The organism is Pseudomonas sp. v388 (genome assembly GCF_003935425.1).
Lineage (GTDB): Bacteria > Pseudomonadota > Gammaproteobacteria > Pseudomonadales > Pseudomonadaceae > Aquipseudomonas.
This window is the reverse complement of sequence record NZ_RHQN01000004.1, coordinates 439,331-453,168: the sequence shown is the minus strand read 5'-3', so window position 1 is coordinate 453,168 and position 13,838 is coordinate 439,331. Positions and strand designations below refer to the sequence as shown.

Sequence of the window (13,838 nt, the reverse complement as noted above, 5' to 3'; positions counted from 1 at the left end):
TCGGTCGCGGTCAAGAGAATGGCCGCACCCGACAACAAACCCTAGAATGCCCCTCAACATTTTCCACAAGGAGGTCGCCCATGGAGGCGCTCGACGTATTGCTCAATCGAGTCTCGGTCCCACGCCTGGTCGACCCGGCCCCGGACGCCGCGCAGCGGGAGATCCTGTTCGAGGCTGCCTTGCGTTCGCCCGATCACGGTCAATTGCGGCCGTTTCGCTTCATCACCGTCGAAGGCCAGGCCCGCGAGAAAATGGGTGAACTGCTGGTCCAGGCGCTGGAGCAGGGCGGCGGCGAAGTGAATGAAAAAACCGTGGAAAAGGCCCGGCTTGGCCCATTGCGGGCGCCGCTGATTGTGGTGGTGGTCGCCCGATTGCAGGATCACTTCAAGGTGCCGCGCAAGGAACAGCTAATCACCGCCGGCTGTGCGGCGCATGGCGTACTGCTGGCGGCGTATGCCCAAGGCATCGGGGCAGTGTGGCGCACCGGCGAACTGTGTTATTCGCCGGTCGTGGCCGAGGGCTTCGGGTTGTCGGCGGATGAAGAGGTCATCGCCTTCCTGTATCTGGGCACTGCGCTGAACCCGCCTCGCGAGGCGCCGAAAGTCGACGCCGGCGAGTGGGTCTCGGCTTGGCAGGGCTGATCAGCCGGCCACCGGCAGCGTGGGTTCCAGTGGCAAGTCCAGCACGGCGATAAAGCCGCCATCCGGATGATTGCCCAGGCTCAGACTGCCGCCATGGCGTTCGGCGGCGCGCCTGGCGATCGCCAGTCCCAGGCCGTGCCCCGGCGCGGTCTGGCCGGGCGCGCGGTAGAACGGTTCACCCAGTTGCGCCAGGTGCTCCGGTGCCACGCCGGGGCCGTGGTCGCGAACGCTCAGTTGCACGCGGCCGTCCGATAACTGTGCCTGTACCTCGACTGGCTGACCTTCGGGACTGAAGCGCACGGCGTTGCGCATCAGGTTGTCGACGGCGCGTTCGATCATGTCCGGCCAGCCGCGCAGTTGCAGGTCATCGGTGATCCGGATGTCGATGGGCGGCCGCGATTCGTCCAGCTGCGTGTCGTTCTTCAGCCGTTGCAGCAGTTCCTTGAGGTCCACCGGCTCGGGGCTGCCGAAATCCGCGTCCAGGCGCGCCAGCGCCAGAATCTCGCTGATCAGCGCTTCCAGACGATCACATTCGCGACTCAGCCGTGGCCAGAGCTTATCCCGCTCGGCCGGCTCCGCGCGTTCAGCCAGGGCCAGGGCGATGCGCAAACGGGCCAATGGCGAGCGCAGTTCATGGGACACGTCGCGCAGTAGCTGCCGCTGGCTGCCGATCAGGCTTTGCAGGCGCGCGCCCATGCGGTTGAAGTCGGTCGCCAGTACGCCGAACTCGTCACGGCGGTTCGCCAGTTGTGCCAGGCTGTGCTGTTGATAACTGGCCTGACCCAGATCATGCACCGCACCGCGCAGGCGGCTGAGCGGGCGAGTGATGGACAGCGTGACGAGCAGGCTGAACAACGTCAGCACCACCAGCGCAATACCCAGTGCGCTGAGCGGCCACAGCAGGCTCTGGCGGTGCCAGTCTTCCAGCTCCGGATGGGGAATGCGGAAGATCAGCAGGTACGTGTCGCCAGTGCGTTCGCTGGTGTATTCGGTGGTCAGCCGGCGCCATGGCAACTGGCGCGGGTCGCCGTCCTGCTGGCGGGCTTCGAAGGCGGCGGCACGGGGCGGAAAGGTACCGCGTACCACGGGCTCGCCGTTGTCGTTGAGCACCTGCACGTCGATGCGGTGGCGACGTTTGATGTTCTGCAGGAAGTCCTGAGCGCTGTCTTCGCCTTTTTCTTCATAGAGACTGGCCCATTCCTGGGGCAGCTCCTTGAGTACCGGATGACGGCTGAGGATCCAGGTGTCCTGATTGAGCATATGACCCAGCAGGATCGACAAGCCTGCCACCAGGGCTATGGCCAGCCAGAAGCTGGCCAGGATTCGCCAGAACAATGAGCGCACGAGCTTTCCTCAATGGAGAAACCCGACATGCGAGGCATGTCGGGTCCGGGTGATGGATCGGATGACCGGGCGCCGATTATTGCGCTTTTTTGGCCTTTTCCGCTTTCCAGGCCTTGAACTCGGCCCATTCGGCACGGCGTTCATCCTGCTTTTTCTTCATCTCGTCGAACTGCTTTTGCTGTTCAGGCTTGAGGACGGCGCGGATTTCGCTGTCGGTCTTGGCCTTCTTCGCGGCGATTTCGTCTTTCATGGCTTTCTGGTCCGCATCGGACAGCTTGGCCAGGTAGCGCTTGGTGATGTCGCGATGCTCATGTCTCTGTTCGCCCAGCAACTTGCCGATCTGCTGGCGCTGTTCACGGCTCAGGTCCAGTTTGTCGAACGGGCCTGGACCGCGGTGCAGGCCAGGGCCGCGATGGTCGCGGTCCTGATGCATGCCGGGTGCATCGAAATCAGGACCTGGGCCACCGGCAGGTGCGGCCATGGCGACGGTTGGCAGTGCAGCGGCGAACATCAAAGCGATCAGGGTCTTGCGCATGGTGAATCTCCTTGTCTCTAGTCCGGCTCGTTTGCCGTTGGAGCCCAGTTTAGGGAGATCAAGGTCAAGCGCGGTCAGGAGAGGGTAAAGGCTTTGTAAAGCCAGCACCTGCCAATACTCCTGTAGGAGTTGGCTTGCGGATACAGTTGTGAAGTACGCCACCCTTTCCGTGGGAGGGAGCTTGCTCGCGACGGCTGGAGGTCAGACGCTGCCGAACCGACTGAACAATCCCTGTCGTCAGCAAGCTGCCTCTTACAAAAACATCAAGCCCCGCAGGTTTCACAGACTGTAGAAATACCCACGGCTGCGCAGGGCCACGATGCGTGGACGGCCGTCGGGGTGGGGGCCGATCTTCTTGCGCAGGTTGCTGACGTGCATGTCCAGGCTGCGGTCGTAGAGGGTCAATTTGCGGCCCAGCGCCAGTTGCGCCAGTTCCTGCTTGTCCAGCGGCTCGCCGGGTTGACGCAGCAGCGCTTCGAGCAGGCGGCTTTCCGACACCGTCAGGGTCAGTTCCTTCTCATCGATGCTGACCACGCCACGCACCGGGCTGAAGGTCAGGTCGCCCAGCTCCAGCTGGGTCGCCGACGCCACCGGATGGCTGCGGCGCAGCACGGCGCGCAGGCGGGCGGTCAGCTCGCGGGGGTCGCAAGGTTTGGCCAGATAATCGTCGGCGCCCAGTTCCAGGCCCAGAATCCGGTCCAGCGGTTCGCCACGGGCCGACAGCATGACCACCGGCAGGTCCGGGTGCTCGCCGCGCAATTGCTTGAGCAGTTCCAGACCACTGCCATCGGGCAGCATGACGTCCAGCACCACCGCCGCGGGTGCCATTTGCGCCAGGGCGCTACGGGCGCTGTTGCCGTCATGGCAGGCCCGTACCTGAAACCCTTCCTGGCTCAGCCAACTGACCAGCAGCTCACAGAGCTCCTGGTCATCATCAATCAGTAACAGCTCGCTCATGAATCACTCAATTTAGCCATTGCCGGCGTTGCCTACGCCTACCGCCGGCAAATATACCGCACAACACGGCGATCATCGCAACGCCACCCCCGGTGACGAACCATTGTTGCTGTTCGGAGAGCATGCGCTGCGGCGCCGTGGCCTGTGCTTCCTTGAGTTGCAGCTTGAGCCGCTGGTTCTCCTGACGCAGGCGCGTCAGTTGAACGCTGTCCCGCTCGGCATCGGCATTCTGCACCTGACGTTGCAGCGCTTCACGCTGGCGCTCGCTTTCCTGAAGCCGCTGCTGAAGATCGATCACCTGGCTGGCCGGACCCGGCAGATGCAGCGGTGGCACCGCGCTCGAACCATTCATGTCGTCGGCCTGGACCTTGCCACCCAACGCCAGCACTACCGTTAACAGACACACTGAACCTGAACGCATCTGAGTTCCCTTGTACAGATCGGCGATTCTTCAAATAGTGAGCAGTTTGTCGGCAGGCGGTTGCGAATGATTAGCGGGGGAGGCTGGCAGGTGGCGATCCTGCCGCGATGTGCAGGATCGCCAGGGTATCGCGAGGTACTACGGCAGGACTTGCTTGAACGGCTTGACCACCACATTGCCGTAGACGCCGGCGGCCACGAACGGGTCAGCCTTGGCCCAGGTTTCAGCGGCGCTGAGGGACTCGAACTCGGCGACGATCAAGCTGCCGCTGAAGCCCGCCGGCCCCGGATCGTTGCTGTCCACCGCCGGGTGCGGACCGGCCAGCACCAGACGACCGGCGTCTTTCAAGGCGTTCAGGCGCTCCAGGTGCGCAGGACGCACGCTCAGGCGTTTTTCCAGCGAGTTTTCGACGTCGGTGGCAATGATGGCGTAGAGCATGTCAGTCCTCGGTTTTCGTCGTAGATGAAGGAGCGCCGTCCTGCATGTGGCGGGTCAGGTAGATGCCTTGGGCGACCAGGAATACCAGGGTCATCGCCAGGCTGCCGAAGACTTTGAAATCGACCCAGAAATCCTGGTAAGTAAAGGCCACGTACAGGTTGGCTGCGCCGCAGAACAGGAAGAACAGGATCCAGGCCACGTTCAGGCGTACCCAGACGGCGGCCGGCAAGGTCAGGGCATGGCCCATGACCCGCTGGATCAGCGGACGATCACCAATGAAGTGGCTGCCGGCGAAGGCCAGGGCGAACAGCCAGTTGACCACCGGCGCCTTCCACTTGAGGAAGGTTTCGCTGTGGAAGGCCAGGGTCAGGCTGCCGAAGACCAGGCAGGCGATCAGCGTCAGCCACTGGCTTTTCTCCAGCTTGCGCTGTTTGAGGTAGAGAATGCCGTAGACCACCACGGAACTGATGATCAGCATCGCAGTTGCGCTGAAAATGCCGCCTACTGTGTAGCTGTGGCCCAGAATATCGACGTTGCGAGGGTCGGTCTTGTAGACGATGAAAAACAGGAGCAGCGGGATGAAGTCGATGAATTGTTTCACAGTGGCAGCCAGAAGCAGGATGTGGCGGCATAATAACAAACATCAATGACTGCGAAAGCACTACACCATGAATGTTGACCTGCACTGCCACAGCACCGCTTCCGATGGCGCCCTTGCGCCCGCTGCACTGGTTGCCCGTGCTCATGAAAACGGCGTGCGCGTCCTTTCGCTGACCGATCACGACACCCTCGAAGGCCTCGATGAAGCCCGCGAAGCCGCCCATGCGTTGGGTATGCAGCTGGTCAACGGCGTGGAATTGTCCTGCACGTGGGGCGGGGCGACCATCCATGTCCTGGGCTACGCCTTCGACACCCAGGCGCCTGCGCTGACCGCCGCCATCGCCCGTCTGCACGAAGGTCGCTGGCTGCGTGCCGAGGAAATCAGTCAGAAATTGGCGACCAAAGGTATGCCCGGAGCGCTGGAAGGTGCCCGCGCCATCCAGCAGGAACTGGGCGACAGCGGCAATGCACCGGCTCGACCGCATTTCGCGGACTTCATGGTCCGCGCCGGTTACGTCAAGGATCGCGCCGAGGCTTTCCGCAAATGGCTGGGCGCCGGCAAGCTGGGCGACGTCAAGCAACACTGGCCGACCCTGGAAGAAACCGTGGCCACCTTGCGGGCCTCCGACGCCTGGGTCAGCCTGGCGCATCCTTCACACTATGACTTCACACGCACTAAACGGCGTAGACTGGTCGCCGACTTCCTCCAGGCGGGCGGACATGCCATCGAGGTCGTCAACGGTATGCAGCCGGCCGATCAGGTCGGCACCTTGTCCATCCTGGCGCGCGAGTTCGGGTTGCTGGTCACCGCCGGCAGCGATTTCCATGGCCCCGGAGCCTGGGGGGAAATCGGTACATACCGCCCCGTACCTGAAGATTTGCCGCCCCTGTGGTGCAGATTCAAACATGAACAGCCTACTGCCGACGTCTGAACAGGAAAGAACCGTGAGTCAATTTTTCCAGGTCCACCCGGAGAACCCGCAACCGCGCCTGATCAAACAAGCCGCGGAAATCATCAAGGCGGGCGGGCTGGTGGTGTATCCCACAGATTCTTCCTATGCACTGGGTTGCCAGATCGGCGACAAGAGCGCCATCGAACGCATCCGTCGCCTGCGCCAGCTGGACGACAAGCACAACTTCACCCTGATGTGCTGCGACCTGTCCCAGCTGGGGCTGTTCGCCAAGGTCGACACCGGTGCATTCCGTGCGCTCAAGGCCCATACGCCGGGGCCCTACACCTTTATCCTCAACGCCACGCGCGAAGTGCCGCGCCTGATCCTGCACCCCAAGCGCCGCACCATCGGCCTGCGGGTGCCGAGCCATCCCATTGCCCAGGCACTGCTGGAGCAACTGGGCGAGCCATTGATGAGCGTCAGCCTGATCATGCCCGGCGACAGCGTGCCGTTGAGCGATCCCTATGAAATGCGTGAATTGCTCGAACACCACGTCGATCTGATCATCGACGGCGGCATGGGCGGTATTTCCGCCTCGACGGTCATCAACCTGTCCGAAGGCGAGCCGCAGGTGATCCGCGTGGGCTGTGGCGATCCTACGCCGTTCCAAGAGCAGGCGTAATGACCGTCGTTGAAACGATGGATCCCCAGGCCGACGCCCAGCAGGAGCTGCCGTTTGCGCTCGTCTACGGCCAGGCGGTCACCCAGATGCCGGTGGATCTGTATATTCCGCCGGACGCGCTGGAGGTGTTCCTCGAAGCGTTCGAGGGGCCGCTGGACCTGCTGCTGTACCTGATCCGCAAGCAGAACATCGACATCCTCGACATCCCGGTGGCGGAGATCACTCGCCAGTACATGGGCTATGTCGAACTGATGAAAACCGTGCGCCTGGAACTGGCCGCCGAGTACCTGGTGATGGCCGCCATGCTCGCCGAGATCAAGTCGCGCATGCTGCTGCCGCGCTCTGCGGAAATCGAGGAAGAAGAGGGCGACCCCCGCGCCGAACTGATTCGCCGCTTGCAGGAATACGAACGCTTCAAGGCCGCCGCCGAGGGTATCGACGGCCTGAAACGTGTCGGCCGCGACGTGCTGGTGCCCAGGCTGGACGCGCCTGAAGCCCGAGCCCGCAAGCTGCTGCCGGACGTCAGTCTCGAAGAAGTATTGATGTCCATGGCCGAGGTGCTGCATCGCGGTGACATGTTCGAAAGCCATCAGGTCAGCCGCGAGGCGCTGTCGACCCGCGAGCGCATGAGCGATGTGCTCGAACGCCTCAAGAGCGGTGGTTTCGTGCCGTTCGCCGAGTTGTTCACCGCTGAAGAGGGCCGCCTGGGTGTGGTCGTTACCTTTATGGCGGTGCTGGAGCTGGTCAAGGAATCCTTGGTCGAACTGGTCCAAAACGAGCCGTTTGCGGCGATCCATGTCCGGGCGCGAGCCGAGTAGAGCCATAACCGAATCATGAATTTGAACGAACCCCGTGACCTGGCGCCCCTGCTCGAAGCGTTCCTGCTGGCCTCCGGCAAACCGCAAACCCTGGAACGGCTCTACGAATTGTTCGAGGAGGGCGAACGGCCTGGTCCGCAGGTGTTCAAGAAAGCGTTGGACGTACTGCGCAAGTCCTGTGATGGCCGTGCCTTTGAACTCAAGGAAGTGGCGTCGGGTTACCGCCTGCAGATCCGTGAGCGTTTCTCGCCGTGGGTAGGACGTTTATGGGAAGAACGCCCGCAGCGCTATTCACGGGCCATGCTGGAAACCCTGGCGCTGATCGCCTATCGCCAGCCGATCACCCGTGGTGAGATCGAAGACGTGCGGGGCGTCGCGGTCAACAGTCATATCGTCAAGACCTTGCTGGAACGTGAGTGGATTCGGGTGGTGGGCTACCGCGACGTCCCCGGCAAACCGGCGATGTTCGCCACCACCAAAGGTTTTCTCGACCATTTCAACCTGAAGAACCTGGACGAGCTGCCGCCGCTGGCTGAGTTGCGCGAGATGGAAACCGAGCCGGAACTGGACTTCGAAGATGCCCCGGTGCCCGCGCATCTCCAGGCCCTGGCCGACGCGAGCCTGGGCGACGAAGAAGAACCCGAGTCGCCCAAGGACGAAACCAGCTTCCGCAGTTTGCTGGTCGAACTCGACACGATGGAGCAGGGTCTCAAGACCGATTTCGACGATTTGCTGCGGATCGAGCCTGAAGAGGATGATCGCCTGGAATGATCTTCTGCACGGAGCAATGGTCTCGATAGTGTGCGGCAGGCAGCTTGGCGGCGACAGAGCGGGTACATTCGCAGCATGTCCACAGGTGCAACGCCGCTGTCGCGAGCAAGCTCCTGTCACGCCATCTCTTCGCTCTATCCCATGAGACCCGTCATTCATGAGTTCGACTAAAAACCCTTGCATCAGCCTGTGCAAATTCGATGACGACATCTGCCTGGGCTGCGGGCGCAGCAAGCGTGAGATCAAGGCCTGGAAGAAGCTCGACAAGGACGACAAGCGTGAAGTGCTGGCCGCATCGGCAAGCAGGCTGAAACAGCTCAAGACCGCCGGTCGCAAAAAGAAGAAGTGACGCGGCGAAATTCAACTAGCCTTGGATGCGCATTACGCTGCATGAGCGTATGATTCGCGACCCTTCGGCGATCCATCATCGCCAGGGCTTTCAAGTATTTCGTCCCGCGATGCTACGCGCACGCCGGGCAGCAGGTCCGGCCGGTTCGCGGCGGGCCCTGATTCGACACACCGGGAGGTGCCCAGATGAGTGAAAAAGACAAGCAGGACAGCCAGGAAATCGGACCTGCAGGCGAAAAGCTGCAGAAGGTACTGGCACGTATCGGCGTCGGCTCGCGCCGTGACGTCGAGGCCTGGATCAGCCAGGGCCGCATCAAGGTCAATGGCAAGGACGCTACCCTCGGTCAGCGCGTCGACATGCACGATGCCATTACAGTCGATGGTCGCGTCATCAAGCGCGAAGAGGCGGCCGAAACGGTCCGCCGCGTCATCATGTACAACAAGCCGGACGGCGAAATCTGCACCCGTGACGACCCTGAAGGCCGTCCGACCGTATTCGATCGCCTGCCGCGCCCGAAAGAAGGCCGCTGGATCAACATCGGCCGCCTGGACATCAACACCACCGGTCTGCTGATGTTCACCACCGACGGTGAGCTGGCCAACCGCCTGATGCACCCGTCTTTCGAAATGGACCGCGAGTACGCGGTGCGGGTCCGCGGCGAAGTCGATGACGACATGCTGCTGCGTCTCAAGAACGGCGTGATCCTGGAAGACGGTCCTGCACGTTTCACCGACATCCAGCAGGCGCCGGGCGGCGAAGGCTTCAACCACTGGTATCACTGCGTGGTGATGGAAGGCCGCAACCGCGAAGTCCGTCGCCTGTGGGAATCCCAGGGGCTGGTGGTCAGCCGTCTGAAGCGCGTGCGTTACGGGCCGGTGTTCCTCAACTCCGACCTGCCGATGGGCCGCTGGCGCGAAATGAGCCAGTACGAAGTCGACGTGCTGTCCGCTGAAGTCGGCCTGACGCCTGTGGCCCAGCCACAGATGAACGCCAAGACCAAGGACAAGCTCGAGCGCCTGCAACGTCAGTCGTCGCGCCCGTTGGGCAAAGGCGAGCGCGTTGTTCGTACCCCACGTCCGGCCGCAGGTGCTGCGGCGCCTGCGAACCGCGCGCCGCGTCAGCCGCAAGTGACCGGCAGCGAACGTGATCGTCCGCGTGGCGACTCCACCCAGCGTCCATCGCCGCGCAAGGACTCCGGCAAGCCGGGTTCCCGCTCGCCGCGTCCGGCCGAAGGTGGTCGCGGTACGCCGGTAGCCGAGCGTCCGAGCGAGATGAACAAGCGTCCGGCCAAGCCATCGCCCAAGCGCGTCGGCATCAAGCTGGTCGATGACGATGCGCCATCGGGCAAGCGTCGTGGCCCGCCGGCCGGTTCCGGTCAGCGTCCGGGTTTCGGACGTCGCAAGCCGCAGTAACCGCATGACCTCACGAAGCGCCAGTCGAAAGACTGGCGTTTTCGTTTGTGCCGCAGCCTCAACCTTGCGTGCAACCCCGCGTGGCGTGAGGGGTGTACAATGCGGCGCTTTTTTCGCGATACCGCTCGGGGCCTTTGCGGTCCGGATGCGCAGCAGTTCGTTCCTGCCTGGAGCGAGAAAAATCAGGTGGCTATTTCCATGAGTGACAAAATCTCGCCGTCGGGTGAGTTGAAACGCGGTCTCAAGAACCGGCACATCCAGTTGATCGCCCTGGGCGGCGCCATCGGCACCGGCCTGTTTCTCGGCTCGGCGGGCGTGCTCAAATCCGCCGGCCCGTCGATGATCCTCGGTTATGCGATTTGCGGCTTTATCGCCTTCATGATCATGCGCCAGCTTGGCGAGATGATTGTCGAAGAGCCGGTCGCCGGCTCGTTCAGCCATTTCGCCCACAACTATTGGGGCGGCTTCGCCGGCTTTCTGTCCGGCTGGAACTGCTGGCTGCTGTACATCCTGGTGGGCATGTCGGAACTGACCGCCGTCGGCAAGTACGTTCATTACTGGTGGCCCGAGATCCCGAGCTGGGTGTCGGCGGCCGCGTTTTTTGTCCTGATCAATGCGATCAACCTCACTAACGTGAAAGTGTTCGGCGAAGCCGAGTTCTGGTTTGCGATCATCAAGGTGGTGGCGATCATCGGCATGATCGCCCTGGGCAGCTACATGCTGGTCAGCGGCAGCGGCGGCCCGCAGGCGTCGGTCAGCAACCTCTGGGAGCACGGCGGATTTTTTCCCAATGGTGTCGGCGGGTTGGTGATGGCCCTGGCGATCATCATGTTTTCGTTCGGCGGCCTGGAAATGCTCGGGTTTACCGCAGCCGAAGCGGAACAACCCAAGACCGTCATTCCGAAGGCGATCAACCAGGTCATCTACCGCATTCTGATTTTCTACATCGGTGCGCTGGTGGTCCTGCTGTCGCTGACGCCGTGGGACACCTTGCTCGGCACGCTCAATGCGTCCGGCGACAGCTACAGCGGCAGCCCGTTCGTCCAGGTGTTCTCGATGCTGGGCAGCGACACCGCGGCGCACATCCTCAACTTCGTGGTGCTGACCGCTGCGTTGTCGGTGTACAACAGCGGCACCTACTGCAACAGCCGCATGCTGGTGGGCATGGCCGAGCAGGGTGACGCGCCGAAAGCGCTGGCTCAGGTCGACAGGCGCGGCGTGCCGGTCAAGGCGATCTTCGTCTCCGCCGCGGTGACGCTGGTGGCGGTGCTGCTCAACTACCTGGTACCGCATCAGGCGCTGGAGTTGCTGATGTCGCTGGTGGTCGCCACCCTGGTCATCAACTGGGCGATGATCAGCTACTCGCACCTCAAGTTCCGCCAGCACATGAATCGCACGCAGCAGGTGCCGACGTTCAAGGCGCTGTGGTATCCGTACGGCAACTACGTCTGCCTGGCGTTCGTGGTGTTTATCCTGGGCATCATGCTGATGATTCCGGGGATCAAGGTATCGGTGTATGCGATTCCGGTCTGGCTGGTGGTGATGTGGGTGTGTTACCTGCTCAAGACCAGGCGGTGAGCTGCATCACAGCCTCAAATGGGAACATGCATTCATGCTGGTGATTTCCAATAACGTCCAGATCCCGGACGCTGAAATCGAACTGACCGCCATCCGCGCCCAGGGTGCGGGTGGACAGAATGTCAATAAGGTGTCCAGCGCGATGCACCTGCGTTTCGACATCAACGCCTCATCCCTGCCGCCGTTCTACAAGGAACGGCTGCTGGCGCTGCGTGACAGTCGCATCACCGGCGACGGCGTCATCGTGATCAAGGCCCAGCAATACCGTACCCAGGAACAGAACCGCGCCGATGCGCTGTTGCGCCTGAGTGAATTGATCGTCAACGCCAGCAAAGTCGAAAAGAAGCGCCGCCCCACCAAGCCAACCCTGGGCTCCAAGACCCGCAGGCTGGAATCCAAGACCAAGCGCGGCTCCATCAAGGCCGGGCGCGGGAAGGTGGATTTCTAGACTGCGGACGCACCCCGAATCCGTAGGAGCGACCTTGGTCGCGAAAGCACACGGTCAGGCGATGCAGATGCAGCGTCTGCTACGGCCTCTTCGCGACCAAGGTCGCTCCTACCGTCATTGCGCGCGTAGCGCTTGCGCCTGTTTATACAGATAAACGCTCAGACCCAGCCCGGTCAGCGACGCCAGCGCCGCGAACAGGAAGATCGAGACAAAGCCGAAACCGGCGGCAATCGCCCCGGCCAGTGGCCCGGTGATGCCCAGCGACAGGTCGATGAACAGGGAATAGGCACCCACCGCCGCGCCACGACTGGACGCCGGGACCAGGTTCACCGCTTCCACCCCCAATGCCGGGAACACCAGCGAGAAGCCGAAACCGGTCAGCGCCGCGCCCGCCAGCGCCAGGCCCGGCGTGGGCGCCATCCACAGCAGCAACAGGCCCAGGGTTTCCACCGACAGGCAAACGATCGCTACCCGAAAGCCGCCCAGGCGGTTGATCAGCTTGCCGAACAGCAGCCGTGCCGCAATGAAGCTCGCACCGAACAGGCTCAGGCACAGCGCCGCATCCGGCCAATTATTGCTGGCGTAGTAGAGGGTGATGAAGGTAGCGATGGTGCCGAAGCCGATGCCGCCCAGCGCCAGGCCCATGCCGTGGGGAAACACGCGGCCCAGCACATGCAGGAACGGCAAGCGCTCGCCATGCACGATCGGCGCGGCCGGCTTGTGCCAGGTCAATGCCAGGCCGATGGCGCACAGCAGGATGATGCTCACCCCCATGGTCCACAGGCCGAACGACTTGACCAGCCAGACCCCCAGCGGCGCGCCGATTGCCAGCGCGCCGTAACTGGCGATGCCGTTCCAGGAAATTACCTTCGCGGTGTTCTGCGAACCTACCCGGCCGATGCCCCAACCGATGGAGCCCGAGCCGACCAGGCTTTCCGCGCTGCCCAGAATCACCCGGCCGATGAACAGAATGGTCAGGCTAAGGACCGGCCAGTCGCCGAGCCACACCGGCAGCAACATGAACACGCCGCTCAAACCGCAGCCTGCCAGCCCGAACTGCACGGCCTTCTTGCTGCCCATGTTGTCGATGATGCGGCTGGCCCAGGGTCGGCTGACCAGCGTCGCGAGGTATTGCACGCTGATCACCAGACCGGCCACCACCGCACCGAAACCCAGGTCGGTATGGACAAAACCCGGCAGTACGGCAAGGGGAATGCCGATATTGAGGTAGCCGATGAAAGTAAACAGGACGATGGAAACGACCAGCAGCGTGACCGCCATCGGGTCTTGCGCAGGGGCTTCTTTTGTATCAGACATGGGGAAAACGACCATTCGGGCAGCGGATCAGACAGGACATTCGAGTACCGGGTGGGGAAAACCCTTAGCAAGCTCTCGAAGTTGCCATGATAACGGCGCACAAGGCGTTAGAGGGGTTACAGATTGAAATAAAAACGCAGGTACAGCCCACGCTTCATTCTGCAGGCGGCGCGACCAGCCGGGTGGTGATCAAGGCTGCCAGCGCATTTTCCTGCGTCCCGAAGCGAGCCAGCAGGGCGCTTTGCTTCTCCGGACTCAAATGGTTCCAGATCTCGATCATCTGTTCAGCGGCGTCGATCAGCGCGGCGGCTTGGGGTTCGTCGAAATCGGTCATGGCGGGGCCTTCTCAGGTGGGTATTCCAGGCGTATTGAAATTCGGCCAGACCGGATTTCGATACGCCTGAAAACAATCGCCTTCAGGCATTGCTCAAGGCTTGGTGGCCAGTTTTTCCTTGGCCGGTGCTGCTTTCATTGCGACAGCCTGACCCAGCTCTTGTTGCGCCAGCGTCGACTGTTGTGGTTCCTGTTGGCCTGGTGGGAAGTTTGGGATTTCATGCATCGTCGTCGCTCCTCGCAAGGGGTTTCAGATAGAACCGTGCTTAAAAAAGCCTGCGCAGGATACCCCAGAGAAAAT

General features: G+C 62.2%; 18 protein-coding genes. 9 read left to right on the top strand and 9 right to left on the bottom strand.

The annotated features are described in order from the left end of the window. Window positions 1-80 precede the first annotated feature (80 nt). Entirely contained in the window at window positions 81-641 is a 561-nt protein-coding gene (locus EGJ27_RS12740) for a nitroreductase family protein (protein ID WP_125831093.1), read from the top strand. Here EGJ27_RS12740 and EGJ27_RS12735 read toward each other — a convergent pair whose 3' ends face one another. The 6 genes from EGJ27_RS12735 to EGJ27_RS12710 all read right to left on the bottom strand — a co-directional run bounded on the left by EGJ27_RS12735 (window position 642) and on the right by EGJ27_RS12710 (window position 4,937). Further along, window positions 642-1,985: a HAMP domain-containing sensor histidine kinase gene (locus EGJ27_RS12735; protein ID WP_125831092.1), complete on the bottom strand. Its 1,344-nt coding sequence runs from the start codon at window positions 1,983-1,985 to the stop codon at window positions 642-644. Window positions 1,986-2,061: 76 nt separating this feature from the next. Beyond that, window positions 2,062-2,520, bottom strand: a complete 459-nt coding sequence (locus tag EGJ27_RS12730; RefSeq protein ID WP_125831091.1) for a Spy/CpxP family protein refolding chaperone — start codon at window positions 2,518-2,520, stop codon at window positions 2,062-2,064. A 279-nt stretch (window positions 2,521-2,799) separates the two neighbouring features. After that, the gene (locus tag EGJ27_RS12725; RefSeq protein ID WP_125831090.1) at window positions 2,800-3,477 is read right to left on the bottom strand and encodes a response regulator transcription factor; all 678 of its coding nucleotides are present in this window, start codon (window positions 3,475-3,477) and stop codon (window positions 2,800-2,802) included. 7 nt (window positions 3,478-3,484) lie between these two features. Beyond that, entirely contained in the window at window positions 3,485-3,898 is a 414-nt protein-coding gene (locus EGJ27_RS12720; RefSeq protein WP_125831089.1) for a translation initiation factor 2, read from the bottom strand. Window positions 3,899-4,036: 138 nt separating this feature from the next. Continuing rightward, on the bottom strand, window positions 4,037-4,336 hold the full coding sequence (locus tag EGJ27_RS12715; RefSeq protein WP_125831088.1) for a YciI family protein: 300 nt from the start codon (window positions 4,334-4,336) through the stop codon (window positions 4,037-4,039). 1 nt (window position 4,337) lies between these two features. Then, on the bottom strand, window positions 4,338-4,937 hold the full coding sequence (locus EGJ27_RS12710; protein WP_125831087.1) for a septation protein A: 600 nt from the start codon (window positions 4,935-4,937) through the stop codon (window positions 4,338-4,340). A gap of 67 nt (window positions 4,938-5,004) precedes the next feature. Here EGJ27_RS12710 and EGJ27_RS12705 point away from each other — a divergent pair, with 67 nt between their 5' ends. The 8 genes from EGJ27_RS12705 to arfB all read left to right on the top strand — a co-directional run bounded on the left by EGJ27_RS12705 (window position 5,005) and on the right by arfB (window position 11,887). Then, window positions 5,005-5,868 carry a PHP domain-containing protein gene (locus EGJ27_RS12705; protein ID WP_125831086.1) on the top strand — a complete coding sequence of 288 codons (864 nt, stop codon included), beginning with the start codon at window positions 5,005-5,007 and terminating at the stop codon, window positions 5,866-5,868. A gap of 13 nt (window positions 5,869-5,881) precedes the next feature. Next, window positions 5,882-6,511, top strand: a complete 630-nt coding sequence (locus EGJ27_RS12700) for an L-threonylcarbamoyladenylate synthase (protein WP_125831085.1) — start codon at window positions 5,882-5,884, stop codon at window positions 6,509-6,511. 119 nt (window positions 6,512-6,630) lie between these two features. Further along, on the top strand, window positions 6,631-7,329 hold the full coding sequence (locus EGJ27_RS12695) for a ScpA family protein (RefSeq protein WP_177523017.1): 699 nt from the start codon (window positions 6,631-6,633) through the stop codon (window positions 7,327-7,329). A gap of 15 nt (window positions 7,330-7,344) precedes the next feature. Continuing rightward, window positions 7,345-8,100: an SMC-Scp complex subunit ScpB gene (gene scpB, locus EGJ27_RS12690; protein ID WP_125831083.1), complete on the top strand. Its 756-nt coding sequence runs from the start codon at window positions 7,345-7,347 to the stop codon at window positions 8,098-8,100. A gap of 157 nt (window positions 8,101-8,257) precedes the next feature. Further along, a complete protein-coding gene (locus tag EGJ27_RS12685) occupies window positions 8,258-8,449 on the top strand; it encodes a DUF1289 domain-containing protein (protein ID WP_125831082.1) in 192 nt (63 codons plus the stop codon). Between the two features lie 185 nt (window positions 8,450-8,634). Continuing rightward, on the top strand, window positions 8,635-9,861 hold the full coding sequence (rluB, locus tag EGJ27_RS12680) for a 23S rRNA pseudouridine(2605) synthase RluB (RefSeq protein WP_125831081.1): 1,227 nt from the start codon (window positions 8,635-8,637) through the stop codon (window positions 9,859-9,861). A gap of 198 nt (window positions 9,862-10,059) precedes the next feature. After that, window positions 10,060-11,439, top strand: coding sequence for an amino acid permease (locus tag EGJ27_RS12675; RefSeq protein ID WP_125831080.1), 1,380 nt, complete (start codon window positions 10,060-10,062; stop codon window positions 11,437-11,439). A gap of 34 nt (window positions 11,440-11,473) precedes the next feature. Next, window positions 11,474-11,887 carry an alternative ribosome rescue aminoacyl-tRNA hydrolase ArfB gene (gene arfB, locus EGJ27_RS12670; RefSeq protein ID WP_125831079.1) on the top strand — a complete coding sequence of 138 codons (414 nt, stop codon included), beginning with the start codon at window positions 11,474-11,476 and terminating at the stop codon, window positions 11,885-11,887. A 114-nt stretch (window positions 11,888-12,001) separates the two neighbouring features. Here the strand turns inward: arfB and EGJ27_RS12665 are convergent, their stop codons facing one another. From EGJ27_RS12665 to EGJ27_RS25065, 3 genes are all read right to left on the bottom strand, one after another. Further along, window positions 12,002-13,204 (bottom strand): MFS transporter, encoded by a 1,203-nt coding sequence (locus EGJ27_RS12665; protein ID WP_125831078.1) that lies wholly within the window; start codon window positions 13,202-13,204, stop codon window positions 12,002-12,004. A gap of 154 nt (window positions 13,205-13,358) precedes the next feature. Further along, window positions 13,359-13,538, bottom strand: a complete 180-nt coding sequence (locus tag EGJ27_RS12660) for a hypothetical protein (RefSeq protein WP_125831077.1) — start codon at window positions 13,536-13,538, stop codon at window positions 13,359-13,361. A gap of 93 nt (window positions 13,539-13,631) precedes the next feature. Continuing rightward, entirely contained in the window at window positions 13,632-13,763 is a 132-nt protein-coding gene (locus tag EGJ27_RS25065; RefSeq protein WP_256672790.1) for a hypothetical protein, read from the bottom strand. Between the last annotated feature and the right edge of the window lie 75 nt (window positions 13,764-13,838).

Coding starts and splice junctions, on each gene's coding strand:
- EGJ27_RS12740 (WP_125831093.1), top strand. CDS start 81: ATGGAGGCGCTCGACGTATTGCTCAATCGAGTCTCGGTCCCACGCCTG.
- EGJ27_RS12730 (WP_125831091.1), bottom strand. CDS start 2,520: ATGCGCAAGACCCTGATCGCTTTGATGTTCGCCGCTGCACTGCCAACC.
- EGJ27_RS12725 (WP_125831090.1), bottom strand. CDS start 3,477: ATGAGCGAGCTGTTACTGATTGATGATGACCAGGAGCTCTGTGAGCTG.
- EGJ27_RS12720 (WP_125831089.1), bottom strand. CDS start 3,898: ATGCGTTCAGGTTCAGTGTGTCTGTTAACGGTAGTGCTGGCGTTGGGT.
- EGJ27_RS12715 (WP_125831088.1), bottom strand. CDS start 4,336: ATGCTCTACGCCATCATTGCCACCGACGTCGAAAACTCGCTGGAAAAA.
- EGJ27_RS12705 (WP_125831086.1), top strand. CDS start 5,005: ATGAATGTTGACCTGCACTGCCACAGCACCGCTTCCGATGGCGCCCTT.
- scpB (WP_125831083.1), top strand. CDS start 7,345: ATGAATTTGAACGAACCCCGTGACCTGGCGCCCCTGCTCGAAGCGTTC.
- EGJ27_RS12685 (WP_125831082.1), top strand. CDS start 8,258: ATGAGTTCGACTAAAAACCCTTGCATCAGCCTGTGCAAATTCGATGAC.
- rluB (WP_125831081.1), top strand. CDS start 8,635: ATGAGTGAAAAAGACAAGCAGGACAGCCAGGAAATCGGACCTGCAGGC.
- EGJ27_RS12675 (WP_125831080.1), top strand. CDS start 10,060: ATGAGTGACAAAATCTCGCCGTCGGGTGAGTTGAAACGCGGTCTCAAG.
- arfB (WP_125831079.1), top strand. CDS start 11,474: ATGCTGGTGATTTCCAATAACGTCCAGATCCCGGACGCTGAAATCGAA.
- EGJ27_RS12665 (WP_125831078.1), bottom strand. CDS start 13,204: ATGTCTGATACAAAAGAAGCCCCTGCGCAAGACCCGATGGCGGTCACG.
- EGJ27_RS12660 (WP_125831077.1), bottom strand. CDS start 13,538: ATGACCGATTTCGACGAACCCCAAGCCGCCGCGCTGATCGACGCCGCT.
- EGJ27_RS25065 (WP_256672790.1), bottom strand. CDS start 13,763: ATGCATGAAATCCCAAACTTCCCACCAGGCCAACAGGAACCACAACAG.